Origin of the sequence: Pseudoduganella sp. R-43, from assembly GCF_049913255.1 — a bacterium.
Lineage (GTDB): Bacteria > Pseudomonadota > Gammaproteobacteria > Burkholderiales > Burkholderiaceae_D > Rugamonas.
Genome location: NZ_CP183988.1, coordinates 5,967,448 through 5,991,886 on the forward strand (window position 1 = coordinate 5,967,448; position 24,439 = coordinate 5,991,886).

At 62.6% G+C, this 24,439-nt stretch carries 27 protein-coding genes and 2 tRNA genes; 16 read left to right on the top strand and 13 right to left on the bottom strand.

Going from position 1 to position 24,439, the window contains the following annotated elements; translation table 11 throughout:
* Nucleotides 1–82 precede the first annotated feature (82 nt).
* The 4 genes from mutL (at nucleotide 83) to ACN9M3_RS27225 (ending at nucleotide 3,208) form a co-directional block, all read left to right on the top strand.
* Entirely contained in the window at nucleotides 83–2,023 is a 1,941-nt protein-coding gene (gene mutL, locus ACN9M3_RS27210) for a DNA mismatch repair endonuclease MutL (protein WP_426319218.1), read from the top strand.
* Nucleotides 2,024–2,026: 3 nt separating this feature from the next.
* Nucleotides 2,027–2,992 (top strand): tRNA (adenosine(37)-N6)-dimethylallyltransferase MiaA, encoded by a 966-nt coding sequence (gene miaA, locus ACN9M3_RS27215; protein WP_426319219.1) that lies wholly within the window; start codon nucleotides 2,027–2,029, stop codon nucleotides 2,990–2,992.
* 36 nt (nucleotides 2,993–3,028) lie between these two features.
* A tRNA-Met gene (locus ACN9M3_RS27220) sits at nucleotides 3,029–3,105 on the top strand.
* A 26-nt stretch (nucleotides 3,106–3,131) separates the two neighbouring features.
* A tRNA-Met gene (locus ACN9M3_RS27225) sits at nucleotides 3,132–3,208 on the top strand.
* 126 nt (nucleotides 3,209–3,334) lie between these two features.
* Here the strand turns inward: ACN9M3_RS27225 and ACN9M3_RS27230 are convergent.
* The 4 genes from ACN9M3_RS27230 to ACN9M3_RS27245 are packed head-to-tail and all read right to left on the bottom strand — an operon-like array spanning nucleotide 3,335 to nucleotide 6,999.
* Nucleotides 3,335–3,658, bottom strand: coding sequence for a thioredoxin family protein (locus ACN9M3_RS27230; protein ID WP_426323863.1), 324 nt, complete (start codon nucleotides 3,656–3,658; stop codon nucleotides 3,335–3,337).
* Nucleotides 3,659–3,690: 32 nt separating this feature from the next.
* Nucleotides 3,691–5,268 (bottom strand): aldehyde dehydrogenase (NADP(+)), encoded by a 1,578-nt coding sequence (locus ACN9M3_RS27235; protein WP_426319220.1) that lies wholly within the window; start codon nucleotides 5,266–5,268, stop codon nucleotides 3,691–3,693.
* Nucleotides 5,269–5,309: 41 nt separating this feature from the next.
* Nucleotides 5,310–6,128 carry a ChaN family lipoprotein gene (locus ACN9M3_RS27240; protein WP_426319221.1) on the bottom strand — a complete coding sequence of 273 codons (819 nt, stop codon included), beginning with the start codon at nucleotides 6,126–6,128 and terminating at the stop codon, nucleotides 5,310–5,312.
* Nucleotides 6,129–6,159: 31 nt separating this feature from the next.
* Entirely contained in the window at nucleotides 6,160–6,999 is an 840-nt protein-coding gene (locus ACN9M3_RS27245) for an alpha/beta fold hydrolase (protein WP_426319222.1), read from the bottom strand.
* A 104-nt stretch (nucleotides 7,000–7,103) separates the two neighbouring features.
* Here ACN9M3_RS27245 and ACN9M3_RS27250 point away from each other — a divergent pair, with 104 nt between their 5' ends.
* Nucleotides 7,104–7,652 (top strand): CGNR zinc finger domain-containing protein, encoded by a 549-nt coding sequence (locus ACN9M3_RS27250; protein WP_426319223.1) that lies wholly within the window; start codon nucleotides 7,104–7,106, stop codon nucleotides 7,650–7,652.
* Here the strand turns inward: ACN9M3_RS27250 and ACN9M3_RS27255 are convergent.
* On the bottom strand, nucleotides 7,649–8,548 hold the full coding sequence (locus ACN9M3_RS27255; RefSeq protein WP_426319224.1) for a LysR substrate-binding domain-containing protein: 900 nt from the start codon (nucleotides 8,546–8,548) through the stop codon (nucleotides 7,649–7,651). The two genes, ACN9M3_RS27250 and ACN9M3_RS27255, sit on opposite strands and share 4 nt — an antisense overlap.
* Before the next feature lie 101 nt (nucleotides 8,549–8,649).
* On the opposite strand from ACN9M3_RS27255, the gene ACN9M3_RS27260 reads away from it, so the two are divergent.
* Both ACN9M3_RS27260 and ACN9M3_RS27265 read left to right on the top strand, forming a co-directional pair.
* Nucleotides 8,650–9,381 (top strand): SDR family NAD(P)-dependent oxidoreductase, encoded by a 732-nt coding sequence (locus tag ACN9M3_RS27260; protein ID WP_426319225.1) that lies wholly within the window; start codon nucleotides 8,650–8,652, stop codon nucleotides 9,379–9,381.
* A gap of 14 nt (nucleotides 9,382–9,395) precedes the next feature.
* The gene (locus ACN9M3_RS27265; RefSeq protein WP_426164725.1) at nucleotides 9,396–9,605 is read left to right on the top strand and encodes a tautomerase family protein; all 210 of its coding nucleotides are present in this window, start codon (nucleotides 9,396–9,398) and stop codon (nucleotides 9,603–9,605) included.
* On the opposite strand, the gene ACN9M3_RS27270 is transcribed toward ACN9M3_RS27265, so the two are convergent.
* The 3 genes from ACN9M3_RS27270 to ACN9M3_RS27280 all read right to left on the bottom strand — a co-directional run bounded on the left by ACN9M3_RS27270 (nucleotide 9,600) and on the right by ACN9M3_RS27280 (nucleotide 12,027).
* On the bottom strand, nucleotides 9,600–9,743 hold the full coding sequence (locus ACN9M3_RS27270) for a hypothetical protein (RefSeq protein ID WP_426164727.1): 144 nt from the start codon (nucleotides 9,741–9,743) through the stop codon (nucleotides 9,600–9,602). The genes ACN9M3_RS27265 and ACN9M3_RS27270 overlap by 6 nt on opposite strands.
* Before the next feature lie 89 nt (nucleotides 9,744–9,832).
* A complete protein-coding gene (locus tag ACN9M3_RS27275) occupies nucleotides 9,833–10,378 on the bottom strand; it encodes a DUF1697 domain-containing protein (RefSeq protein WP_426319226.1) in 546 nt (181 codons plus the stop codon).
* Between the two features lie 53 nt (nucleotides 10,379–10,431).
* Entirely contained in the window at nucleotides 10,432–12,027 is a 1,596-nt protein-coding gene (locus ACN9M3_RS27280) for a sensor histidine kinase (protein WP_426319227.1), read from the bottom strand.
* 120 nt (nucleotides 12,028–12,147) lie between these two features.
* Between ACN9M3_RS27280 and ACN9M3_RS27285 the strand changes: the two genes are divergently transcribed.
* Together ACN9M3_RS27285 and ACN9M3_RS27290 are read left to right on the top strand one after the other, a co-directional pair.
* The gene (locus tag ACN9M3_RS27285; RefSeq protein ID WP_426164733.1) at nucleotides 12,148–12,486 is read left to right on the top strand and encodes a hypothetical protein; all 339 of its coding nucleotides are present in this window, start codon (nucleotides 12,148–12,150) and stop codon (nucleotides 12,484–12,486) included.
* Complete coding sequence (locus ACN9M3_RS27290) at nucleotides 12,483–13,328, top strand: HDOD domain-containing protein (protein WP_426164735.1); 846 nt, start codon at nucleotides 12,483–12,485, stop codon at nucleotides 13,326–13,328. The genes ACN9M3_RS27285 and ACN9M3_RS27290 overlap by 4 nt, the downstream gene beginning before the upstream one ends.
* Nucleotides 13,329–13,340: 12 nt before the next feature.
* Here ACN9M3_RS27290 and ACN9M3_RS27295 read toward each other — a convergent pair whose 3' ends face one another.
* Nucleotides 13,341–13,685 carry a hypothetical protein gene (locus ACN9M3_RS27295; protein ID WP_055929479.1) on the bottom strand — a complete coding sequence of 115 codons (345 nt, stop codon included), beginning with the start codon at nucleotides 13,683–13,685 and terminating at the stop codon, nucleotides 13,341–13,343.
* Between the two features lie 205 nt (nucleotides 13,686–13,890).
* Nucleotides 13,891–14,196, bottom strand: coding sequence for a hypothetical protein (locus ACN9M3_RS27300; protein WP_426164737.1), 306 nt, complete (start codon nucleotides 14,194–14,196; stop codon nucleotides 13,891–13,893).
* A 94-nt stretch (nucleotides 14,197–14,290) separates the two neighbouring features.
* On the opposite strand from ACN9M3_RS27300, the gene miaB reads away from it, so the two are divergent.
* The 3 genes from miaB to ybeY are packed head-to-tail and all read left to right on the top strand — an operon-like array spanning nucleotide 14,291 to nucleotide 17,131.
* Nucleotides 14,291–15,625 carry a tRNA (N6-isopentenyl adenosine(37)-C2)-methylthiotransferase MiaB gene (gene miaB / locus ACN9M3_RS27305; RefSeq protein ID WP_426164739.1) on the top strand — a complete coding sequence of 445 codons (1,335 nt, stop codon included), beginning with the start codon at nucleotides 14,291–14,293 and terminating at the stop codon, nucleotides 15,623–15,625.
* On the top strand, nucleotides 15,622–16,689 hold the full coding sequence (locus ACN9M3_RS27310; protein ID WP_426164741.1) for a PhoH family protein: 1,068 nt from the start codon (nucleotides 15,622–15,624) through the stop codon (nucleotides 16,687–16,689). The genes miaB and ACN9M3_RS27310 overlap by 4 nt, the downstream gene beginning before the upstream one ends.
* On the top strand, nucleotides 16,673–17,131 hold the full coding sequence (gene ybeY, locus ACN9M3_RS27315) for an rRNA maturation RNase YbeY (RefSeq protein ID WP_155453299.1): 459 nt from the start codon (nucleotides 16,673–16,675) through the stop codon (nucleotides 17,129–17,131). The genes ACN9M3_RS27310 and ybeY overlap by 17 nt, the downstream gene beginning before the upstream one ends.
* Here ybeY and ACN9M3_RS27320 read toward each other — a convergent pair.
* The gene (locus ACN9M3_RS27320) at nucleotides 17,128–17,763 is read right to left on the bottom strand and encodes a LysE family translocator (RefSeq protein ID WP_426164745.1); all 636 of its coding nucleotides are present in this window, start codon (nucleotides 17,761–17,763) and stop codon (nucleotides 17,128–17,130) included. The two genes, ybeY and ACN9M3_RS27320, sit on opposite strands and share 4 nt — an antisense overlap.
* 56 nt (nucleotides 17,764–17,819) lie before the next feature.
* On the opposite strand from ACN9M3_RS27320, the gene ACN9M3_RS27325 reads away from it, so the two are divergent.
* The gene (locus tag ACN9M3_RS27325) at nucleotides 17,820–18,743 is read left to right on the top strand and encodes a LysR family transcriptional regulator (protein ID WP_426319228.1); all 924 of its coding nucleotides are present in this window, start codon (nucleotides 17,820–17,822) and stop codon (nucleotides 18,741–18,743) included.
* Here ACN9M3_RS27325 and ACN9M3_RS27330 read toward each other — a convergent pair.
* Nucleotides 18,740–19,756 carry a transporter gene (locus ACN9M3_RS27330; RefSeq protein WP_426319229.1) on the bottom strand — a complete coding sequence of 339 codons (1,017 nt, stop codon included), beginning with the start codon at nucleotides 19,754–19,756 and terminating at the stop codon, nucleotides 18,740–18,742. The two genes, ACN9M3_RS27325 and ACN9M3_RS27330, sit on opposite strands and share 4 nt — an antisense overlap.
* Before the next feature lie 85 nt (nucleotides 19,757–19,841).
* Here ACN9M3_RS27330 and ACN9M3_RS27335 point away from each other — a divergent pair, with 85 nt between their 5' ends.
* Nucleotides 19,842–20,720, top strand: a complete 879-nt coding sequence (locus ACN9M3_RS27335; protein WP_426172317.1) for an HlyC/CorC family transporter — start codon at nucleotides 19,842–19,844, stop codon at nucleotides 20,718–20,720.
* Entirely contained in the window at nucleotides 20,720–22,258 is a 1,539-nt protein-coding gene (gene lnt, locus ACN9M3_RS27340; protein ID WP_426319230.1) for an apolipoprotein N-acyltransferase, read from the top strand. The genes ACN9M3_RS27335 and lnt overlap by 1 nt, the downstream gene beginning before the upstream one ends.
* Before the next feature lie 21 nt (nucleotides 22,259–22,279).
* On the opposite strand, the gene ACN9M3_RS27345 is transcribed toward lnt, so the two are convergent.
* Complete coding sequence (locus tag ACN9M3_RS27345; RefSeq protein WP_426319231.1) at nucleotides 22,280–23,212, bottom strand: hypothetical protein; 933 nt, start codon at nucleotides 23,210–23,212, stop codon at nucleotides 22,280–22,282.
* Nucleotides 23,213–23,530: 318 nt separating this feature from the next.
* Between ACN9M3_RS27345 and glyQ the strand changes: the two genes are divergently transcribed.
* A complete protein-coding gene (gene glyQ, locus ACN9M3_RS27350) occupies nucleotides 23,531–24,427 on the top strand; it encodes a glycine--tRNA ligase subunit alpha (RefSeq protein ID WP_426164755.1) in 897 nt (298 codons plus the stop codon).
* Nucleotides 24,428–24,439 lie beyond the last annotated feature (12 nt).

Consider the following 24,439-nt stretch of genomic DNA (forward strand, 5'->3'; position numbering starts at 1 on the left):
GGGGTAAGCACCCGGCATGCGACACGCGAAGCGTGTTGCGTGCCGGAGCCTGACACCACCGGCTACCGTTATAATCTTGCCCATGAATGCCCCAACTCCGCCCCGCCCGATCCGGGCCCTCCCCGACCAACTGATTTCCCAGATCGCCGCCGGCGAGGTGGTCGAGCGCCCATCGGCAGTTGTCAAGGAACTCCTGGAAAACGCCCTGGACGCCGGTTCGACCCAGATCACCGTGCGGCTGGAAGAAGGCGGCGTCAAGCGTATTTGCATTACTGATAACGGCCGCGGCATCCCGCCCGACCAGATGCCGCTGGCCCTGGCGCGCCATGCGACCTCGAAAATCGCCTCGCTGGACGACCTGGAAAACGTCGGCACCCTGGGCTTCCGCGGCGAGGCCCTGGCTTCGATCGCCTCGGTAGCCGCAGTTACCCTGACTTCCCGCACCGCCGACGGCGCCCACGCCTGGGAGCTGGAAGGCTCGCACGAAGGCACCGTGGTGCCCTCCTCCGGCGCCCCCGGCACGACGATTGACGTGCGCGACCTGTATTTCAACACCCCGGCGCGCCGCAAGTTCCTGAAATCCGAACAAACCGAATTTGGCCACTGCGCGGAAGTTGTTCGCCGCATCGCCCTGGCACGTCCCGACGTATCGTTCACGCTTAGCCACAATGGCAAGACGGTCGACCATTGGATGGTCAGCGACATGGCCAGGCGCAGCGCGCAAATCCTGGGCAGCAATTTCGAGGAAGCACGCCTGGCCCTGGACGAAGGCTCGGGCGTACTGCGCATCCACGGCTTTGCCGGCCTGCCGACTGCTTCCAAGGGCCGCGCCGACAGCCAGTACTTCTACGTCAACGGCCGCTTCGTGCGCGACAAGCTGCTGGTACACGCCGTGCGCGCCGCTTACGAGGATGTGCTGCACGGCGACCGCTATCCGTCCTATGTGCTGGCGCTCGACCTCGACCCTGCGCTGGTCGACGTGAACGTACACCCATCCAAGATCGAAGTGCGCTTCCGCGATGGCCGCGCCGTGCACCAATTCGTGTTCCACGCCGTGCAGCGCGCGCTGGCCGCAACTTCGGCCACCTCGCACGGCAGCGTGCCTTCGCCGTTGCCGGCCTCCGACAACCTGCAGGCATCGGGTCCGGTCTGGCGCCCGCAGCAGCAGACCAGCTTCGGCTCGATCCTGAATCCCGAATACCGCCCGACGTTCTCGCCATCGCCGTTCGGCGGCCCAGGCACGGGCACGGGCGGCGTGGCCCAGAGCACGGAACGCTACGGCGCCCTGTGGTCGAACGACCCGCGCGACAATTTCGTCCCTGGCGCGACTCCAGCGGACGGCGGCAACGGCTTCCGCGCCACTTCCGAGTACACGCTGCCGCAAGCGGCGCCGATCAGCGCCTCGCCGGCGCAGATGGCAGGCGAAGAATTCCCGCTCGGCTTTGCGCTGGCGCAGCTGCACGGCATCTACATCCTGGCCCAGAACAGCAAAGGCCTGGTGCTGGTCGACATGCACGCTGCGCACGAGCGCATCCTGTACGAACAGTTGAAGAACGCACTGGACGCCCAGATCGATGGCACCGAAATGTCGGTGCAGAACCTGCTGATCCCGGTCACCTTCTACGCCGACGCAGTGGAGGTGGGGACGGTCCAGGAACACGGCGACACGCTGAAGACGCTCGGCTTCGACATCGCCGTGATGTCGCCCACTACGCTGGCAGTGCGCGCCGTACCTGCCTTGCTGAAGAACGCGGACGCGCAGACCTTGGCGCGCGACGTGATCCGCGACGTGCGCGAGTATGGCGGCTCGCGCGTGCTGATCGAGCGCCGCAACGAGCTGCTCGGCACCCTCGCCTGCCACACCGCCGTGCGCGCCAACCGCATCCTGGCCGTGCCGGAAATGAACGCCCTGCTGCGCCACATGGAAGCCACCGAGCGCGCCGACCAGTGCAACCACGGCCGCCCGACCTGGGTGCAGATCGACATCAACGCGCTGGATAAACTCTTCCTGCGCGGACAGTAAGCAATGAACGAGCAGTTGAACAAGCGCCCGCTGGCGGTCGCCATCATGGGGCCGACCGCGTCCGGCAAGACCGCCGCCGCGCTGGCCATCGCGCAGCAGGTGCCGTGCGAAATCATCTCCGTCGATTCCGCGCTGGTGTATCGAGGCATGGACATCGGCACCGCCAAGCCTTCGAAGGAAGAACTGGCCGCGGTGCCGCACCACCTGATCGACATCATCGATCCGCTGGACTCCTATTCGGTGGCCCAGTTCCGTACCGACACCCTGCGCCTGGTAGCGGAGATCAGCGCACGCGGCAAGGTCCCGCTGCTGGTCGGCGGCACCATGCTGTATTACAAAGGCCTGGCCGACGGCCTGGACGACCTGCCAGGCGCCGACGCCGCCTTTCGCGCGCAGCTGGACGAGGAAGCCGCCCGCATCGGCTGGCCCGCGATGCACGCGCGCCTGGCGCAGGTCGATCCCGAAACCGCCGCCCGCCTCAAGCCTGCCGACGCCCAGCGCATCCAGCGCGCCCTGGAAATCCATGCCCTGTCAGGCAAGCCGATGTCCGAACTGCTGGCGCAGCGCGAGAAAGAGGAGCTGCCCTTCGACCTGGTGTCGTTCGCACTCGAACCGTCCGACCGCGCCTGGCTGCACGAACGCATTGCACGCCGCTTCGACATCATGCTTGGTTCCGGCTTCCTCGATGAAGTGAAAACCCTGCGCGCGCGCGGCGACCTGCATCTGGGCCTGCCGTCGATCCGCTGCGTCGGCTACCGCCAGGCCTGGGAATACCTGGACGGCACGATCGATTACGCGGCGATGCGCGAAACCGGCATCATCGCCACCCGCCAGCTATGCAAGCGCCAGCTGACCTGGCTGCGCGCCATGCCGGACAGGATCGTGGTCGACTGCTGCGCCCCTGACGCCAGCCAGCAATTGCAGCAGCAGGTGCTTGCCAAAATAGCCAAAGCGAAAATCAGTCCTTGACACGCCGGCATCCAGCACCGATAATGCTGGCCTTGCGGTGATATAGCTCAGTTGGTTAGAGCATAGCATTCATAATGCTAGGGTCGGTGGTTCAAGTCCACCTATCACCACCAAATTAAGCTACAATGTACGACCGCGCGGTGATATAGCTCAGTTGGTTAGAGCATAGCATTCATAATGCTAGGGTCGGTGGTTCAAGTCCACCTATCACCACCAGAGATTTATCAAAAAAGCCTGATCCGGAAACGGTTCAGGCTTTTTTGTTGTCCATGCATAAATTCACCTCTTTAGGTGCAGTGTGCAGATGGAGTATCGCTGAATCCTGCAATAGCGCTCGCGAGCTTAGCTGCCGGAGATCTGGCCAAAGCCTTCGCGCAACTCGTCTGCGTCTTCGGGACGCACGACGCGGGCGACTTCCTTGCCATCTTTCAGGAAGATGACCGTCGGCCACAATTTGACGCGGAAGGCACGGCCCAGCACTCGGCCGGGACCGTCTTCCACTTTGAAGTGCGGGATGTTGGCATACTCGCGGTATGCCTCGGCGATGGCCGGCTGGGCGCCGCGGCAATAGCCGCACCAGTTGGTACCGAATTCCAGCACCGCTGGTCCGGTGAGCGCATCAATGTCAGCCCGGCTGGGCTGTTCTGTCTTGTACACAGTTTCCATCATGCGACCCACCTTACCATGATCGCGCGGGCTTATGCGCCCGGCTGGATCTTGCCGTCGACCACGCGCGGCACGTTTTGCGGATTGTCGTTGGCCAGGGTCGATGGCAGCGCCCATTCCGGCGCATCCTGGTAGCACACAGGACGCAGGAAGCGGTCGATGGCGGTGACGCCGACCGACGTGCTGCGCGGGTCGGAAGTCGACGGGAACGGGCCGCCGTGCACCATGGCGTGCGCCACTTCGACGCCGGTCGGGAAGCCATTGAACAGGATGCGGCCGGCCTTGCGCTCCAGGGTTGGCAGCAGGCCGGCGGCGATCTCGCGGTCGTCGGCGGTAGCGTGCACGGTGGAGGTCAACTGGCCTTCCACGTGCTCGGCGATGCGGCGCATATCGGCGGCATCGCGGCATCGTACCAATACCGAGCTCGGGCCAAAATTCTCATCTTCCAACGCCGGCGTGGACAGGAAGGTGTCGACGTCGGTGCTGTACAGGTGCGGTCGCGCCGCGCAGGCAGTGCTGCCCGCGCCGCCTTGCGCCAGCAGTTCCACCTTGTCCAGCGCGGACAGTTTGCCCACACCGGCTTCGTACGACTGATGAATGCCAGGGGTCAGCATGGTGGTCGATGGCTTGGCTTGCACCGCAGCCGCAGCCGCAGCAGCAAATTCGTTCAGCTCAGGGCCTTCCAGCGCGATCAGCAGGCCAGGATTGGTGCAGAACTGGCCGGAGCCCATGGTCAGCGAATCGGCAAAACCTTGCGCGATGCGCGCGGCGCCGGCTTTCAATGCGCCCGGCAGCAGGAATACCGGGTTGATCGATGCCATTTCTGCGTACACGGGAATCGGCTCCTTGCGGGCCTGGGCGATGCGCACCAGCGCCAGGCCGCCGCCGCGCGAACCGGTGAAGCCGACGGCCTTGATGGCTGGATGCGCCACCAGGTCGCCGCCGATCTGCACGTCGCCAATCACCAGCGAGAAGACGCCTTCATGCAGGCCGCAGTCGGCCACGGCTTTCTGGATCGCCTTGCCCACCAGCTCGGACGTACCCAGGTGCGCAGGGTGCGCCTTCACGACCACCGGGCAACCTGCAGCCAGTGCCGACGCGGTATCGCCGCCAGCGACCGAGAACGCCAGCGGGAAGTTGGAGGCGCCGAACACCGCGACCGGGCCGACGCCGATCTTGCGCATGCGCAGGTCGGAGCGTGGCGGCACGCGTTCAGGCAGCGCGGAGTCCAGCGTCGCGCCCAGGAACAGGCCATCGCGCACCACTTTGGCGAACAGGCGCAGCTGGTTGACGGTTCGGCCGCGCTCACCTTCCAGGCGGGCTTGCGGCAGGCCGGATTCCTGCATTGCGCGCTCGATCAGTTGCGGGCCGATGTCGAGGATGTTCTGCGCCACCTGCTCCAGGAACTGCGCGCGCTTTTCCAGCGTGGTTTCGCGGTAGGAGTCGAAAGCTTGTGCCGCCAGGTCGCAGGCGCGCTGCAGGTCGGCCGGTGTGGCCATGCCAAATGCCGGCTCGATCTCGATATTGCGGGCCGGGTCGGTGGCCTTCATTTGGCCCGCGCTGCCTTTGACGGCGGCTTGTCCGATCAACATTTCACCTGCGATCTGCATTCTTTGCTCCTTGATGTATTGGGGTCGGCAGGGCCGAAAGTTTACTTGAATTTGGCGCAAGGGTCTGTGCGCTTTTGCGCTGCAACCTTGCGGATTTCGTCATAGCTGCCCTGCAGGCCATCGGGTTCGATGAAGCCTATGGTGCGGACGGTCAGCCTGGGTTCAATAGCATTCAGCCAACGCGGCACGCCAATGTCCTTGCGCACATGGCCGTTGCCTGCAATGAGGACGACGTCGCGCGGCTGCTGCTGGCGAATCAGCTTGGCCATCCAGATATCGCGCGCCACTTGCGCATTGACCATGCCGGGCAACATCATGTCCGACGCCATGTTGCAGTGCCCCTCCTGGATCGCCTTCTCCTGGCCGCGGCGCAGGTCCGATGGCAGCGGCTCTTTCAGCTTGTAGGCTGCGACGGTGGCGGCATCAAAGCTGGAGGCAACGCCGTCGCGCACGACTTTCGATGCATCGGTGCGCGACAGGTTGACGGCGATCAGCGGCAGGTGGTTGCTCAGTGCGAGCTGGATGATGGGGTGGTAAAGCTGCCAGTCCCACCCTTTCTTGTTCATGACGTTAATCACGCACGAAGCGTCCAGGCAGCCCTTTTGCGCTTCGTCCAGCAAGCCTTGCGATTCGCGGTCGAACTGCTCCATTGCGATCGCGGGCCGCCAGCCGGCTTCCACACGCTGGCGCAAGTCTTCGAAGCGAAGCTTGTGGCCTTCCTTGTTGTCGTGCACCTCGCCCAGCAAGAGCACTTGCGGGTTGGAGGCAGTCGTGGGTGCCGTGTAGGCGACGGTTTGCTTGCTGCTGCAGCCGGCCAGCGCCAGGCCTGCCAGCAGCAGTGCGATCGTGTATGGCTTCATCGATGCGTGTTCGGGCTATCTTCGAAAGCGTCTAGTCTAACAGGGCATGGATGGCTTTGCCGATCACCTCGACGTGGGTCTCAAGCGCGAAATGCCCGGTATCCAGCAATTGCACGATCGCGTTCGGGTTATCGCGGCGATAAGCCTCGGCGCCCGGCGGCGTGAAGAACGGATCGTTTTTGCCCCAGATCGCCAGTGTCGGCACCTGCGCTTTGCGGAAGAACGCCTGGAATACGGGGTACAGCTCGAGGTTTTTGCGATAGTCGTAGAACAGTTCGAGCTGGATATCGATATTCCCCGGGCGCGCCATCAGGGCCGAGTCCAGGGTATAGGACTCGGGCGCCACGCTGGCGGGATCGGCGACACCGTGCGTGTACTGCCATTTGGTGGCTTCGGGCGTCAGGAAGCCGCGCATGACGTTCGTATTCTCTTCGTTCGGGTCCGCCCAGTGCTTGCGCATCGGAGTCCAGCCATCGCTCAAGCCTTCCAGGTAGGCGTTGCCGTTCTGCGAAACCAGGGCCGTAATGCGTTCCGGTTTGGCTGCAGCCAGGCGCAGGCCGACCGGGGCGCCGTAGTCGAATACATACAGCGCGAATTTTTCGAGCTTGATGGCTTGCAGGAAGGCCTCCATGGTGTTGGCCAGGTTGTCGAACGTGTATGTGTACTTGCGTTCAGGCGGCACCTCGGTGAAACCGAAGCCCGGCAGGTCGGGGGCGATGACGCGATATCTGGTCGCCAGCAGCGGAATCAGGTTGCGGAACATGTGGGAACTGGTGGGAAAACCGTGCATCAGGAGGATCGCCGGCGCATCCGGCGCACCTGCTTCGCGGTAAAAGATGTCAATGCCGTCGGCCTGGATAGTGCGGTTCATAATTAACCTCTTAAAATTAGTTTTGATGGTTACGAGAATACTCCAGCCACGTAACTTGTCAAGCGTTATTTTGATGGTTACAATGAAATCGGGAGGACAGGAAAATGATTGAGTTCTACGGCGATCATCCGGCGCTGGACATGATGAATACCGTTGTGCAAGGAGAAGAAACCTGGCATGACGATGCTGGCGTCATGGCCTGGCTGGCAGCTGCCGGGCAGCTCACGGCGGAAGAGCAGGCGTCCGGCAAGCCAGGCGAGCTGCTGGCTGCAGCGCGCGCGTTGCGCGAATCCGTTCGCGCGGCTGTGGCGGCGCGCAAGGCCGGGCAACGGTTCGATGCCGCGGCGCTGAATGCGGCGCTTGCGCACGCCGAACGGCACCTGGTGCTGGTGGAAGAAAGTGGGGACGGATTGTCGCTGCAAGCCCGCTACGCGGCCCGCACGCCGCAGCAGCTACTGGCGCCCCTGGCGGAAGCCGCGGCGCAGTTGCTGGCGACAGCCGACTTCAAGCTGGTGCGCAAATGCGAGGACCACGCCTGTACGCTGTGGTTCCTGGACCGCACCAAGTCGCACCGCCGCCGCTGGTGCAGCATGGCGCTCTGCGGCAACCGCAACAAGGTGGCGGCTTTCCGCCAGCGCCAGCAGGAAGGCTAGCGCACGAGGAAGTCGACAAAGCTGCGCACGCGCAGCGACAGGTGGCGCGCGTGCGGATAGATCAGGTAGAACGGCCTTGAGCAGCCGCCATGCTGCGGCAGCAATTCGACCAGCGTCCCGCTGGCCAGTTCGCGCTCCACGGCAAAGCGATAGGCCTGCGTAATGCCGCCGCCATGGACGGCCAGGGTGCCCATGCCAAGAAAGTCTTCCGCGCACACCACGGCATCGCCGCCGATCAATTCGATTTCCGAACCGTCGCGCATGAACTGCCAGGGTACCAGCCGTCCGGTACTGGGCAGCACGAACTGGATGCAATCATGCCCGGTCAGTTCTTCAAGCGACTTCGGCTTGCCGCGCCGTTTCAGGTAGGACGGCGCAGCCACCAGTACCAGCTCCGCATCTTCCATCTTGCGGGCGACCAGGGTCGAATCCTGCGGCGCACGGCCGCGCACGGCAAGATCATAGCCCTCGTCTGCGAAATCGATGTTGCGGTTGCTGATGTGGACTTCGACCTGCACGTCCGGAAACTGCAAGCGGAAGGCCGCCACGCGCTCGAGCAATCGGTAATGCGCATAGGGCGTCGTGACACTGATACGCAGCTTGCCGGATGGCGTAGCCTGCTGCCCCGCCACTTCACGCTCGGCCTCCACCAGTTGCGACAGCGCCTGCCGGCACTGTTCGAAGTACACCCTGCCGCCATCGGTCAGGCGAATCTGGCGCGTGGTGCGCACGAACAGGCGCACGCCAAGGCGCTCCTCCAGGCGCGAAATGGAACGGCTCACCGCCGCCGGCGTCACGCCCGCCACCGCCGCCGCCGCGGTGAAGCTGCCCTGCTCTCCCGCCAGCACGAACAGCTCAATGCTGCCCAGCTGCATATCGTCAAAGTGGCGCTGCATTCATTACCCCATGTATCAAGTCAATTACCGGGAACCATATTTATCTACCAAAACGTCATAAGTATAGTGGACTCACCTCAACCAGACTCATGGAGTTTCAAATGACCAAGACAGCAATCGTGACCGGCGCTTCCAGCGGCCTGGGCTTTGCCATCGCCAAGGCTTACCTGGCGCGCGGCTACAACGTGGTCGGCAATGCCCGCACCATAGACCGCCTGCAAACGGCAGCGGCCCACCTCGGAAATCCCGCCAACTTCCTGGCGGTCGCAGGCGATATCGCCTCGCCGGCGACCGCCAGGGAACTGTTCGAGAAAGCGGCTGCGCGTTTCGGCAAGGTCGACATCCTGGTGAATAACGCCGGCATCTTCATCGCCAAGCCGGCCGTCGATTACACCGAGGCCGACACCGACGCCATTGTGGCGACCAACCTGAAGGGCTTCCTGTTCCCGGCACAGGAAGCGGTGCGCCACATGGAAGCCAACGGCGGCGGCCACATCGTCAACATCACCGCCAGCCTGGGCGTGACGCCGGCCAAGGCGACTGCGCTGCTGCCCGTGCTGATCAAGGGCGGCCTGAACATGGCGACGCGCGCCCTGGCGCTCGAGGTGGCCAACAAGAACATCAAGGTGAACGCGGTAGCGCCCGGCATCATCAGCACCCCGCTGCACAGCACGGATGCCGGTACCCAGGAATTCCTGAAAGGCCTGGTGCCGACCCACAGGATGGGTACGGCCGACGACATCGCCGACGCGGTGCTTTACCTGACCGATTCGAGCTTCATCTCCGGCCATGTGCTGACCGTCGATGACGGCGCGGCAGCCGGCAACTGGTAAGCAAGGAGACTGGCATGCCCTACGTGAACATCAAGGTCACCCGCGAACAAGGCGGCCCGACCGTGGAACAGAAGAAGGAACTGATCGCCCGCACCACCAGGATGCTGCAGGAGGTGCTGGACAAAGACCCGGCCACCACCTTCGTCATCATCGACGAAGTGGAAACCGATAGCTGGGGAGTGGGATTTGAATCGGTGACCGAGCGGCGCGCCCGCCAGTCATAAGCCGCAAACGCTGTGGATATTGCTCAAGGCGACACCACCGACGATGGCGCGGCCAATGCAGCTGACTTTTTGCCAGCCATTGTCGGCCACAGCAAAGCCACCGATGACCAGGGCCACTACGACGGCGCCCAGTATCATGGCACCTCTTATCGAATCGCTAATCTTCATTGTGCATCTGACAAAATCATGGATAAGCGATTTTAGACGCTGGACGCGACAGTCGACAACTAATTATTTGCCATCGCGTGCAGTTTGCTGATGGTGCTCCAATTGCGCGAAGTGACCGCATCGCCCAGCGCCTTGCCCATCGCTGCGGCAGCGCGACTGGTCAGCACGCCATCGGGGCACCAGATGTAGGCGGCGTGGCGGCCGAGTGCGAACGCTTCCGGCTGCCAGCTCTGCCGTGCCAGAGGTTCCAGCTTGCCGCGGTCTTCATCGGGCCTGTTGAGGACAGCCACCAGCAGCCGCGAATGGTCGCTGGCCACCTCCTGCAGGCTGTTTTCATTGACGATCTCGGCCAACTGGGCGGCCTCGATCACGGTGACTTTGGCCGGTACGCCGAGCTTGAGCACCAGTGCTTCTTCGATGCGCGCAGCGCTGTCGGCAGCATCGGCGGCATTGCAATCAAACACGACGTTGCCGCTGTTGAGCAGCGTGCGCACGTCGCCGTAGCCCATATCGCTCAGCACCTTGCGCAGGTCGGCCATCGCAACGCGTTTTGCGCGTCCGACGTTAATTCCGCGCAACAAGGCGATCAGGCGCTGCTTATCCATGACATTCCTCCCTGCATGGCTTCAGTATGCGGCAGATGCTCCTGCGGCGGCGCTCAGCTCGCAGTCGGCGCGTGCAAGGGGGCGTCCGGGTGCCTGTCCTCATTTTCATCGCCCGGCGTCACGCGCGGGATGCGGAAGACGAAACTGGCGCCCTTGCCCAGCGTGCTCGACACCGAAATGGTGCCGCCGAACTGCTTGACGACCAGGTTGAAGACGATGTTCAGGCCGAGGCCGGTGCCGCCCTGCCCGCGCCGGGTGGTGACGAAGGGGTCGAAGACCTTGTCCAGCATGTCCGGTGCAATGCCCTTGCCGTTGTCGACGACCTGCATTTCGATATGGTCGCCTTCCGGGATGACGTTGATGTCGATATTGCCGGCGCCATCGGGCTCGAAGGCGTGTTCGACGCAGTTCAGCGTGAGGTTGGTGATGACCTGCGCCAAGGCGCCGGGATAGCTGTCCAGAATGACGTCGTCGGGGCAGTTGATGGCGACCACGATGCGGGTTTTCTTCAGCTTCGGCTGCAGGCTGGACACCACTTCGCCAATGTATTCCTTCAGTTCGAAGCGGCGCCGCGCTTCGCTGACCTGGTCGACCGCAATCTGCTTGAAGCTGTGGATCAGGTGCGCTGCGCGGTAAGCATTGTTCATGATCAGGCGCGCGCTTTCACCGGCCGTATCGATGTATTTCTGGATTTCCGACTTCTTCACCTGGCCCGCCTTCATCGACTCGTCGACGGCCGTGGTGGCATCCATCAGCACCGAGGCGCTGGTCAGCGCGATGCCGACCGGCGTGTTGATTTCATGGGCCACGCCGGCCACCAGCGAACCGAGGGACGCCAGGCGCTCGGCCTGCAGCAGGGATTCCTGGGTGCGCTGCAAGTCGTCGAGCGCCTGCGCCGTTTCCTGCGCCGAACGGCGCGCCAGGTCTTCCGCTTCGCGGGTGCGCTTGATGATCGATTTAACCTTGCGCTGGATGGCGTTGAAGCCGCGGATCACGTCACCCAGTTCATCGCTGCGTTTTTCCGGCAGCTCCTCCACTTCATCGGAACCGCGCGTGGCCAGTTCGAACAAGCCGTCGCGCAGCTTCTTCAAGGGATCGAACACGATGCGCAGGGACAGCGCCAGCGCCACCACCAGGATCAGGTCCAGCGTCAGCACTTCCACCACTTTGCGGCGCACTTCGGCGGCCAGCGTGGCATCGATCTGGGCACGGGTGAAATTGACCACGACGCGGCCCACGATCACCGGTTTCAGGGCACTGCCAGCGGCGCCGGCGTCGCGGTAGGCCAGGTCGGCCACGACCGGCGCGCCCTGCACGGCAGTTTCGGATTCGATGGGGACGATGCTGCCGTCTTCCTTGCGGCGCTTGCCGGAAAACAGGCCGACCGAGGTGTCGTAGACGCGGATCGCAACCAGTTCCGGCGGCAGCATCTCGGCTGCCACGATATTGTCGACCTTGGCCTTGTCGAGGTCCCACAGGGCGGATGGCAGGCTGGTCTGCAAGCGGGTCAGCACGCCCTCGCGCAGGCGCTGGTTAGCTACTTCCAGTTCGTGACCCAGGCTGTATTGGGCGTAGGTGCCGGAAATGCCCAGCACGACGGTGACGATCACAACGAACAGTGCAGTCAGCCGGCCTTGGATACCAAACATTCACTCCCTCCCCATATTCCCCCCAATGTAAGGGAAGCGGTGTGACTTGGCAAGATTTTAAGGGTGATGCCTTCCCGGCACTGATGTAAGATCTGGCATTGATCTGTGGGAGATAAAACAATGACGGCGACATACCGCCACCTGCCCCTTGCCAAGGTCGAGCCTGGCATGGTGCTTTCTGACGAACTGCTGGACACGCACGGCCAGGTCCTCCTGCCGGCAGGCGCCGTGCTGACCGAACGCATGCTGGAGCGCCTGCAAGGCCACGGCATCGAGTCGCTGGCCGTGGTTGACGACACACCGCCCGACCCGGCGCAATCGGCTGCCGAACGCACTGCCCACCTGGCGCGCATCGAAGTGCTGTTCCGCCGCCACGATCCGGCCGATGCCGAAGACTCTGCGGCCAAGGCGCTGCGCACCCTGGTCACGGATTTCCGCGTTGGCAAGGAGGCTGCATGAGCGCACCGCTCAGTTATGACGACGTGGTGAAAAATCTGGACGACCTGCCTTCGCTGCCGGCCGTGGTGATGGAACTGCTGAACAGTGTGGACCAGGAAGAAATCGATATTGCCGTGCTGGCAAAGAAGGTCTCGCATGACCAGGCCTTGACCGCCAAGACGCTGCGTCTGGCGAATTCTTCGCTGTTCGGGCTGCAGGTCAAGGTGACCACGATCCAGCAAGCGATTACCTTCCTCGGTTTCCAGAGCACGCGCAACCTGATTACGGCGGCCGCAGTGACCGGCTGCTTCGCCGGCAAGCAGTGCCCCGGCTTTGACCACGGCATGTTCTGGCGCCATTCGATAGCGACGGCAGCTTGCGCCAAGGTGCTGGCGCGCCACGTGCGCTTCAACCAGGATTATGCTTTCACGGCGGGGCTGCTGCACGATATCGGACGCCTGGTGCTGGTGTCGACCTTCCCTGAGCGGTATGCCGAGGTGATCGCCTACCAGAAGGAACACGACTGCTATACGCTGGAGGCGGAACGCGCCGTGCTCGGCATCGACCATGTCGAAGCCGGCCTGGCGTTGGCGGAGCACTGGAATTTTTCAGACACCATGCGGCTGGCGATTGCCGGCCACCACGAACCCGGAAAGCCAGGAGCCGGCTTCCTGGCTGCCATCGTGCACGTGGCCGACGCGGTGGTGCATGCGCTCGACCTCGTGCAGAAACCGGACGACCTGGTGCCGCCCGTTTCCCCGATTGCCTGGAAAGCGCTCAACCTGGGCGAAGACACTTTCCTGCACCTGTTCCGCGAAACGGAACTGCAATATGAAGAAATTGCGCTGGTGTTGATGGCCTGATGCGCAGCGCGCTCAGTGCGCGCTGGCCTGCGGCATGCCGCCCTGGGTCGAGGCGCCGACTGGCTTGTCCTCTGGCTTCGGGCGGCCTTGCGCATCCGACAGGCGATACTTGGTGCGGCGATCGCCCATCAAGTCACGCAGTTCGCGAATGCTCATGCCGGTCACTTCATGCATGCGAATCAGCAGGGATGCGCCGACTGGCAAGCGATGGTGGCGGATTTTACTGATGACGGGCGGTGCGACTTCCAGCATGCGCGACAGCGCAGCATCGTTCTTCAATTGCATTTTGCCGAGCAGGATGTCCAGCAGGTGGTTCGGGTTGTAGCTTTCCTGCGAAGCGAGAGCGTGGTGTGCCATGATTGATCCTCTCTTGACAGTGGAGTGTTGAGGAAAGGGCCTTGCAGTCTTGCTAATCTTCTTACTGCGCTGCGAAGCGAACCTTGTTCAACATCAAGACTTGGCGATGATTTGCCGAAAATCTTGACAACAATGCCATTTCAACACAGTCATTATTCCTGTGTCGCACGAAAGAACCATACGGAAATTGTGTTGCGCGGATATTTCAGGCTGTAACGGAAATGATGCTGCCCGGCGCCGGGGTGCCTGGCGTGCGCTGGCTTGACTGGGCATTCTGGGCCAGCAGGTCCTGCCGGGTCAGGAAATCCTGCAGCTCGGCCGATTGTGCTTGCTCCAGGGCACGAGTCTCTTCACGGCGGGTACTGATTTGCTCGGTGCTTGCGGCCTGCTGCTCGCGGATGCGTTGCTCTTCCTGCCGCAACTGGCGCTGTTCGGCCAGGCGGCGTTCGGCTGCAGCACTGTCCACCTGCTGGACATTCGGGGTGGTCGGTCCTATTCCATTGATAGCCATGACATAGCTCCCGCAGAAAATTGCTCTTTTAACTCTAGAGCTCGCGGGGCCGGTTTTCAAGGGACGATTGGCGATTTACGGTAAACTTGCGGGTATGCAGAAAAAAGTATTCATCAAAACCTTCGGCTGCCAGATGAACGAGTACGACTCGGACAAGATGGCAGACCTGCTCGGCGCGTCCGAGGGACTGGTACGCACCGAATCCCCGGAAGAAGCCGACGTTATCCTCCTCAACACCTGCTCCGTGCGCGAAAAGGCGCAGGAAAAGGTGTTTTCGGACCTGGGCACCTTCAAGAAGCTCAAGCAAGCCAAGCCTGAACTGGTGATTGGCGTGGGCGGCTGCGTCGCCTCGCAGGAGGGCGAAGCCATCGTCAAGCGCGCGCCGCTGGTGGACGTGGTGTTTGGCCCGCAAACCCTGCACCGCCTGCCGAAGATGATCGAACTGCGCCGCCACACCGGCAAGCCGCAGATCGACATCAGCTTCCCCGAAATCGAAAAGTTCGACCACCTGCCGCCGGCGCGCGTGGAAGGCGCTTTCGCCTACGTCTCGATCATGGAAGGCTGCTCCAAATACTGTTCCTACTGCGTGGTGCCCTACACCCGCGGCGAGGAAGTATCGCGCCGCTTCGAAGACGTGCTGACCGAAGTCGCCGGCCTGGCTGCCCAGGGCGTGAAGGAAGTCATGCTGCTCGGCCAGAACGTGAATGCCTTCCGCGGCGAGACCGCGGACGGCAGCGTCGCCGATTTCGCCATGCTGATCGAATACGTGGCCGAGATTCCCGGTATTGAACGCATCCGCTTCGTCACCAGTCATCCGAAGGAGTTCACGCAGCGCCTGATCGACTGCTACGCGAAAATCCCGAAACTGGCGGACCAGCTTTACCTGCCGGCCCAGCATGGCTCGGACAAGATCCTGGGCGCCATGAAGCGCGGCTACACTGCGCTGGAATACAAATCCATCATCCGCAAGGTGCGCGCGGTGCGCCCGAACGTGGTGATCTCTTCGGACTTCATCGTCGGCTTCCCCGGCGAGACCGACGAGGATTTCGAAGCGATGGTCAAGCTGGTGCAGGACGTCGACTTCGACAACAGCTTCAGCTTCATCTTCAGCAAGCGCCCCGGCACGCCGGCCGCCAACCTGGCCGACGACACCCCGGCCGAAGTCAAATCGGCCCGCCTGCAGCGCCTGCAAGCCCTGTTCGACGAGAACACCAAGCGCCACAGCGCCGCCATGGTCGGCATGACCATGCAGGTGCTGGTGGAAGGCCAGTCCAAGCGCGGCGGCAATGAAATGCAGGGCCGCGCCAGCAATACCCGCACCGTGCACTTCGACGGCGGCGCCAATGCGCAGGCACTGATTGGCCAGATGGTCAGCGTGCGCATCACCGAAAGCCTGGATTACTCCCTGCGCGGAGAAGCGATACTTTGAAAACAAAAACCCCGGTGCAACCGCACTACTTCGTCCCAGAACCCCTGGACAACACACGCCTGGCCCATTTGTGCGGCCCGCTCGATGAAAACCTGCGCCAGATTTCAGCGGCGCTGGACGTGACCATTTTCCGCCGCGGCGAAAAATTCATTGTCAGCGGCACCAATGCCGAACGCGCAGTGGCCATCCTCGAGCGCTTCTATGAAGTCGCCGACAAGGTAGTGCCGGTGGAGGAAGTCCAGCTCGCCCTGGTCGAGCAGCGCGCCAGCGAGGCGCCGGACGACTTTGGCCCGGGCGAGGAAGAGCCTCCTTTCCACGAACCGGACATCACCAGCCCGGTGCTGAAAACGCGCCGCAACGACCTGCGCGGCCGCACGCCGCACCAGATCCGCTACCTGCGCAATATCCTCGACCACGACATCAGCTTCGGCATCGGCCCGGCCGGTACCGGCAAGACCTATCTGGCAGTGGCCTGCGCGGTCGACGCCCTGGAGCGCGACGCGGTCAAGCGCATCATCCTGACCCGCCCTGCGGTGGAAGCGGGCGAGCGCCTGGGCTTCCTTCCAGGCGACCTGGCGCAGAAAGTCGACCCGTATTTGCGCCCGCTGTACGACGCGCTGTACGACCTGCTCGGCTTCGACCGCACGCAGAAGATGTTCGAGAAACAGGTGATCGAGATCGCCCCGCTTGCCTATATGCGCGGCCGCACGCTGAACCACGCCTTCGTCATCCTGGACGAGGCGCAGAACACCACTGTCGAACAGATGAAGATGTTCCTGACCCGTATCGGCTTTGGCAGCAAGGCCGTGGTGACGGGCGACGTGACCCAGATCGACCTGCAGAAGCACCAGAAATCCGGCCTGGTCGATGCCATGCACGTGCTGCGCAATGTGCGCGGCATCGCCTTCAGCCAGTTCTCCAGCGCCGACGTGGTACGCCATCCGTTGGTGGCGCGCATTGTCGATGCCTATGAGAATGCCCAGGAAGCCAGCGCCGAGCTGGCGCCCCTGCTGCAAACCGTGAAACCCGCTGTGAAAGCTGTGCGCAATGTCCGAAAAAAATAAGCTGGCCCTGTCCGTCCAATACGCCGACCCGCGCCTGCAGGAAGAAATCACCCGCCCGATGATCCGCAAATGGGTCAAGGCGGCCCTGTTCGCACCGGCTGAACTGACCATCCGTTTCGTCGATGCGGAAGAAGGCCAGGAGCTGAACCGCGACTACCGCGGCAAGGACTACGCCACCAATGTGCTGACCTTCGCTTACAACGAAGGCGAGGAAGTGGCCGAGGACGAGCCGACGCGCGCCGACATCATCCTGTGCACCGACGTGCTGCAGCGCGAAGCGGCCGAGCAGAAGAAAACCGTGGAAGAGCACACCGCCCACCTGATCGTGCACGGCGTATTGCATGCCCAAGGCTACGACCACGAGGACGACGAAGAAGCGGCCGAGATGGAAGGCATCGAAACCGAGATCGTCACCGGCCTCGGTTACGCCGACCCGTACTAGACTTCCAGCGTCAGCATCGTCACGCCGAAGGCGCAGAACACGAAAGCGCTCAGGCGCGACAGGGTGCGCGCAGCGCTCGGCCGGCTGAGCCACGCGCGCGCCTTCGCCGCAAGCCCCGCATAGATCCCGTGGATCACAACCAGCACCATGCAATAGGTGGCAATGGCCAGGGCCAGCGGTACCTGCTGTTGCGCGGCTCCCGTGGCGCCGGCCACTTGCGGCAGGACAGACAGGAAGAACAGCAGCGACTTCGGGTTGCTCGTCTGGAGCAAAACACCGCGCAGCAGGCGCTTGCGGCAGCCGTCGGCCTCTTGCGCCTGGCCCGCTGCGGCGCCTTGTCCAATGGGTGCTGGCACGCGGCCCCAGGCCTTGCAGGCGAGGTAGAAGAGGTAGCTGACGCCGCAATACTTCAGCAGCAGGAACGAGGCTGGCGAGGAACGAATCAGCAGCCCAATTCCGGCCGAAGACAAGCCGGCCATGACGGCAGCGCCGATGGCCAGGCCCAGCACTCCATGCATGGCCGCGCGCCAGCCAGTCGCGATGGCATTGTCCAGCGTCATCAACACCCCTGGCCCCGGGCTCGACACGGTGAAGACCACCATGACCGCAAACATCCAATAAGTATTGTTCATGTGCGCAGTGTGCCGCTGGCCCGACAGGCATTCAAACGAGATCTTGGTATGATGTGTTGAGTATTCCTCAACACTATCTTGCCGAGCAATCGATGACCGTCCGTCCGCCCCTCCATGCACTCCATGTTTTCTGCATCGTCGTGCGGGAAGGCGGGTTCCGCCAGGCGGCACAAGCCCTGCACCTGACGCCGAGCGCCGTCAGCCGCCAGGTACAGGCGCTCGAAGGACACCTCAGGCAAATACTGTTCGAGCGTACGGCCGGCAATGCGGCCGCACTAACCGCCGCCGGCCGGCAGTTGCATGAACAGGCCGCCGGCAAGATGGCGGAAATCGTCGGCATGCTCGAACCCGGCGGCAACCCGGGAAACCAGGCCTCGATCCTGGTCGACACCAGCGTGACGCTGGCCATGCACTGGCTGATTCCGCAACTGACGGGCTTCCGCCAGCAATATCCGTACATCCGCATTGATGTGCGCACTGCGGACGGCGACATCAATCCTTCCGCGCCGGTCGATGTATTCCTGCGGCGGGATGTGGCGGAATTGCGCGGGATACCTTCACAGGTGTTCATGCGCGAGCACTGCGTATTGGTGTCGAGTCCATCCTTCGCAGCAGGCCTGAGCTCGCGCGAGCCGGACAACATGTACTGGCTGGCCACGGCGCCGCGCATCGGCATGCGCTCGCGGCCCGACCTGTGGCCATTATGGAGCCAGGCGCATGGCTTGGATGCCAGGACGCTGGCACCGGCCATTGAATTTGACAACACCGTGCTGGCTATCCAGGCTGCCGTGCAAGGGCTCGGCGTGCTGGTGGTGCCGGAGGCCTTTGTCGCGGCAATGCTCGAAAACGGTACGCTTCAGCGCCTCCTGGCGACCGCTATCGAAAGCGGCACTTATTCGTTTGCCGTGGGCCGCCAGCGCGCGTCGCCTCGCGTGGACCTGTTCACGCAGTGGCTGAAGGAGCGCGGGAACGCCGCCTAATCGTTACGCTGGCGGAACAGCCAGGCCCCCGCCACCACGGTAAACAGCACCACGATGCCGGCGATGATCCAGAAGCCGGCCTTGTCGTCGGCCAGCGGCACGCCGCCGACATTCATCCCCAGCAGGCCGGCAATGATATTGATCGGCAGCGCCAGCACCGTCACGATGGTCAACACATAAAGGCTGCGGTTATTGGCCTCGTTGACCAGGGCCGCAATCTCTTCCTGCAGCAGCTTGATGCGCTCCTGCAGCGCGGCCATGTCGTTCAGCACTACCGCAAATTCCTCGGTCGATTCGCGCAGTTCCTGCCGATCCGCCTCGCTGGCCCACGACGGCGGCCGTTGCAGCAGGCGGAACAAGGCCGCCGGCTCTGGCGCCAGCAGCCGTTGCAGCCGCACCAGCACCCGCCGCAGGGCGCCCAGGTCGGCGCGCTTGAATTTCAGCTTGCCCGACAGGAGGTTGTCTTCGATCCGATCCACCTTGCCGGTAGCGTCGCGCACGATGCGGGTCAGCACGTCCGCCTGGTCGCGCAACAGGTGGGTCAGCAGCACCACGCTGGAGACCAGGTTCTCGCCGCCGCGCACGGCCTGCCGCAGCCTTTCGACTGCCTGCAATGGCTTGCGCCGGGCGCTGACCACCAGCCGCCGGTCGACGCTCAGGCAGACGCTGGAAATATCCGACGGCTCGAAACTGAAGTCGCGCAGCACGTCGTTGACCACGGCCACCAGGGTATCGTCGGCCTGCTCGATGCGGGTCGAGCGCGCGCCCTCTTCATGCAGGCTGTCGTAATATTCATTGGCCAGCACGGCATGTTCGCGCATCCATTTTTCGCTGGCGGTGTTGGCAAGGTTGAAATGCAGCCAGATGAACTCCCCTGCCGGGGTGCCCGTATCACGCAGCCATTGTTCGGCCTCGGATGCCTCGATCGGCACCGGCTGCGGGCCGCGCCCGAACAGGTAACCGCATACGAGGCCGCACTGGTCGGATCCATAGGTGACTGCACTGATCTGCATGAGTTTCCAATCTGATAATTTCGGCCGGGACTCGGCCGTTTAGTGTATGCTATAGCACTTCGGAACAACGGCTTTAATGCCAATTATGCAAGAGCACTCTAGTAGCGTCAGGAATGACGCTAAACCACACCGGTCGCTGTTCGAGCGACTCACCGCCCTGATTTCCCCTGAGCCCGAGAGCCGCTCGGAGCTGCTTGAAGTCCTGCACGACGCCCATGAACGCAACCTGATCGACGCCGACGCGCTGTCGATGATCGAAGGCGTGTTCCAGGTGTCGGACCTGTCGGCGCGCGACATCATGATCCCGCGCTCGCAGATGGACGTCATCGACATCACCAAACCGATCGAGGAATGGCTCCCGCTGGTGCTGGAAACGGCCCACTCGCGCTTCCCTGCCATCGAAGGTGAACGCGACAAGGTGGTCGGCATCCTGCTGGCGAAGGATCTGCTGCGCTATTACGCGGAAGAATCGTTCGACGTGCGCGACATGCTGCGCCCTGCGATCTTCATCCCGGAATCGAAACGCCTGAACGTGCTGCTGCGCGACTTCCGCGCCAACCATAACCATATGGCCATCGTGGTCGATGAGTACTCCGGCGTGGCCGGCCTGATCACCATCGAGGACGTGCTGGAGCAGATCGTCGGCGATATCGAAGACGAATACGATTTCGATGAAGAAGAAGACAATATCCTCTCCATCAAGGAAGGCAAGATCGGCCCTCGCTGGCGCATCAAGGCGCTGACCGAGCTGGAACAGTTCAATGAAGAGCTGGATGCCGACTTGGCCGACGAGGATGTCGACACTATCGGAGGCCTGGTGGCCAAGCACCTGGGCCGCATGCCGCACAAGGGCGATACCTTCGACATCGCCAACCTGCGCTTTGAAGTGCTGCGCGCCGATGCGCGCCAGGTCCATGTGCTGACGGTTGAAAAACTGCCGGCATCCGTGGACGAGCAGGACTGATGCGCTGGCGTAAGACCAAGGCAGGCGAACCGCCTGCCGCGCCCCGCTCTACCCGTAGCCGCATGCTGATCGCCGCCATCTCCGGCGCGGCGGGCGTGTTCGCGTTCGCGCCGTTCGGCTGGTGGCCGCTACAGATCCTTTCGCTGGCAATGCTGGCCTACCAGGCCTTGCGCGCGGATGGCGTGCGTGCCTGCGCCCTGGTCGGCTGGGCCTTCGGCTTTGGCTGGTGCCTGGCGGGATTCCATTGGTTGTACATCGCGATCCACAATTTCGGCGGCATGCCGGCACCGCTGGCCGCCATTTCGATCGCCCTGCTGGCGGCGGCAATGGCCTTGTATGCCTCGGGCGCCCTGGCCGCTACCGCCTGGCTGCGCAAGCGCTGGCCGCTGCCGCTGCCTGCCGCCACGCTTCTTGTGTTGCCGGCTTGCTGGGCTCTGTTCGAATTCCTGCGCGGCTGGCTTTTCACCGGTTTTCCCTGGGTGACGGCGGGCTATGCACACAATACTTCGCCGCTGGCAGGCTATGCCCCGGTGCTGGGCGTGTACGGCATCAGCTGGCTGGCCGCCATCACCGCTGGCGCCCTGCCGCTGCTGATGCATCCGTTCCGCTACAAGGCGATTACGCTGGTAGCGGCGATCTGGATCGGCGGCTTTGCGCTGGGCCGGGTCGAATGGACGACCCCTTCCGGCAATCCCCTGTCGGTGCGCCTGGTTCAGGGCAATGTCCCGCTGGTGAATAAATTCGACATCAAGCATCTCGGCGACATCCTGCGCATGTACCAGCAAGTGGTAACTGCGGCTCCCGCCGACCTGATCGCAATTCCGGAAACGGGCGTGCCGCTGTTCGCCTCTCAACTGCCGCCTGGCTACCTGGATTCCTACGGCCAGTTCGCGCGCCGCACCGGCAGCCATATCGTGCTGGGCATGCCGATGACCAATGGCGTGGAATATTCGAACAGCGTGCTCGGCCTGCCGCCTTCGCTCTCCAGCAGCACTTATCGCTACGACAAGCACCACTTGGTGCCGTTCGGTGAATTCATCCCGACTGGCTTCCGCTGGTTCACCAACCTGATGCAGATCCCGCTCGGTGACCAGACACGCGGCGCTGTGATCCAGGCCCCGTTCCCGGTGAAGGACCAGAAAGTGCTGCCAAATATCTGCTACGAAAACGTGTTCGGAGAAGAGATCGCGGAACAGATTTCGCTGACCGGCGCCACGGTGATGCTGAACGTATCCGAGCTGGCATGGTACGGGGAATCGATTGCGATTCCGCAGCACTTGCAGATGTCGCAGATGCGTGCGCTGGAAACCGGCCGGCCGATGCTGAGCGCCACCAATAGCGGCGCCACGGTCGTGATCTCTCCACGCGGCGAAGTGATGCACGCGTTGCCTTATCGCCAGCCGGGCGTATTGAGCGCAACGGTACAAGGCATGTCGGGCGACACGCCTTACATCAAGCTGCAGAACAAGCTGTTCTTTGTCCTTGCCGCCCTGGCTTTGGCCGGTGCCTGGCTCTGGGCGCGATCCGTTAAACGCTAGCGGAGTGGAGCGCAAAACCGATCAGTGTTTTGCGCTCTCAATGACATCTTCGATACTTTTTGCTTCCAGCACCGCCATGATTTGACGCTCCAGGTCCTCGACGGTGCCTGCGGCGATCACTTGCTGCACATGCTCGTCCAATGGACCAAAACGCAGCCCAAGTTGGGACAGGACGATCTGGCGCAACATGCGCAGCTTCCCCTCCCGTAGTCCTTCCTCGCGTCCTTCTTCGCGTCCTTCCAGCCGTCCTTCCAGCCGTCCTTCCATCCGTCCTTCCATCCGTCCTTCCATCCGTCCTTCCATCCGACCTTCCAACCGGCCTTCCAACCGGCCTTCCTGGCGGCCTTTGATCTTGGCACGCTTTTCAACGCGATGTTCATACGCACTCACGTAAGGCATGGCACTCCTCCCAAACAAGTCCTCCAACCTGGCATCCAGCTGTTGCTGCAATCCCCAAGGCAAGCGCATCATGCGATCGATTAACTCATGAACATCGAGAACTTTTTCCTTAGGCCAACCACAAGCATGAATTCCTGTTAGCAGACAGCCTTTGACACGCATGCGGTCCTCTAGTTCCCTGCGAGTGCGAAGGGTCGCCACATGCGCCGAAACCAGCCACGCGAAAACGTTGTCGCTCAACAGTAGTTCCGCGATCCGGTCCTCAAAGTCGATTAACTTGATCGTTTCGAATCCGAAACTCAAATGCGTGCGCCCGGAAATCATCTCCAGGCCCTCCGGACGCCAAGTTGGGCTGAGATCGCCAAGGATAGCGATACTACGCACCGGCAGGCGGAAGCGTTCATACAGGCGGTAGTAGCAGATAAACATGCGCTCCGCAAAATCAGCCTGGCTGGCGGTCTGGACTTCGATATGCCACAAGCAACTGGAACTGTCCGGCTCAGTAACGCGCATCAGCTTGTCCAGTCGACGCAGCCCAAGTGCCCCATCGCGCATGCATTGGCCAATGCTCCTGCTCCAGGCTCTCGGGCGCAACCTGCCTTTCCCGCGTTTCAAGCAGGAAAAGTTCCGCAAAATCAGCCAGATAGCGCTCAGGGGCATGCTTCCACGGGGAATCGAAGTCGGCATTTGGACTGTCCATGCTGCTTGGAGGCCGCTGCGGGCTAGAGGTTCACGCGGCACCGCCAAGGTTTGATATGGATCAAAGGACCGCTGGGCCGGGCAAAACTCTACAGGTTCGCCGCAAAAACCGCTAAAATGAGCCGTTTTAGCGAACCGATAACGCTCGCGCCCAGGGCGCCACCAACGACCACGATGCTGACATTTCAACAAATTATCCTGACCCTGCAAACCTACTGGGACAAGCAGGGCTGCGCATTGCTCCAGCCGTACGACATGGAAGTCGGCGCGGGCACCTTCCACACCGGCACTTTCCTGCGCGCCATCGGCCCTGAGCCTTGGCGTGCCGCCTACGTCCAGCCATCGCGCCGCCCGAAAGACGGCCGCTACGGCGAAAACCCGAACCGCCTGCAGCACTACTACCAGTACCAGGTGGTCCTGAAGCCGGCGCCGGAAAACATCCTGGACCTGTACCTGGGCTCCCTGGAAGCGCTGGGCCTGGACCTGAAACAGAACGACGTACGCTTCGTGGAAGACGACTGGGAAAGCCCCACCCTGGGCGCCTGGGGCCTGGGCTGGGAAGTCTGGCTGAACGGCATGGAAGTGACCCAGTTCACCTACTTCCAGCAAGTGGGCGGCCTCGATTGCAAGCCGGTGCTGGGCGAGATCACCTACGGCGTTGAGCGCCTGGCCATGTACCTGCAGGGCGTGGAAAACGTCTACGACCTGGTGTGGACCGAGTGGGAAGAAGGCGGTGTGAAGAAGCAGCTGAAGTACGGCGACGTGTTCCACCAGAACGAAGTGGAGCAGTCCACCTACAATTTCGAGCACGCCAACACCGAGCTGCTGTTCGCGCAATTCGCCAACCACGAATCGGAAGCGAAGCGCCTGATCGAGCTGCAACTGACCCTGCCGGCCTACGAGCAGATCATGAAAGCCTCGCACAGCTTCAACATGCTGGACGCCCGCGGCGCCATCTCCGTGACCGAGCGCGCCGCCTACATCGGCCGCGTGCGCAACCTGTCGCGCATGGTGGCCCAGGCCTACTACGAGTCCCGCGAACGCCTCGGCTTCCCGATGGTCGCCAAATAAAAGAATACCGAA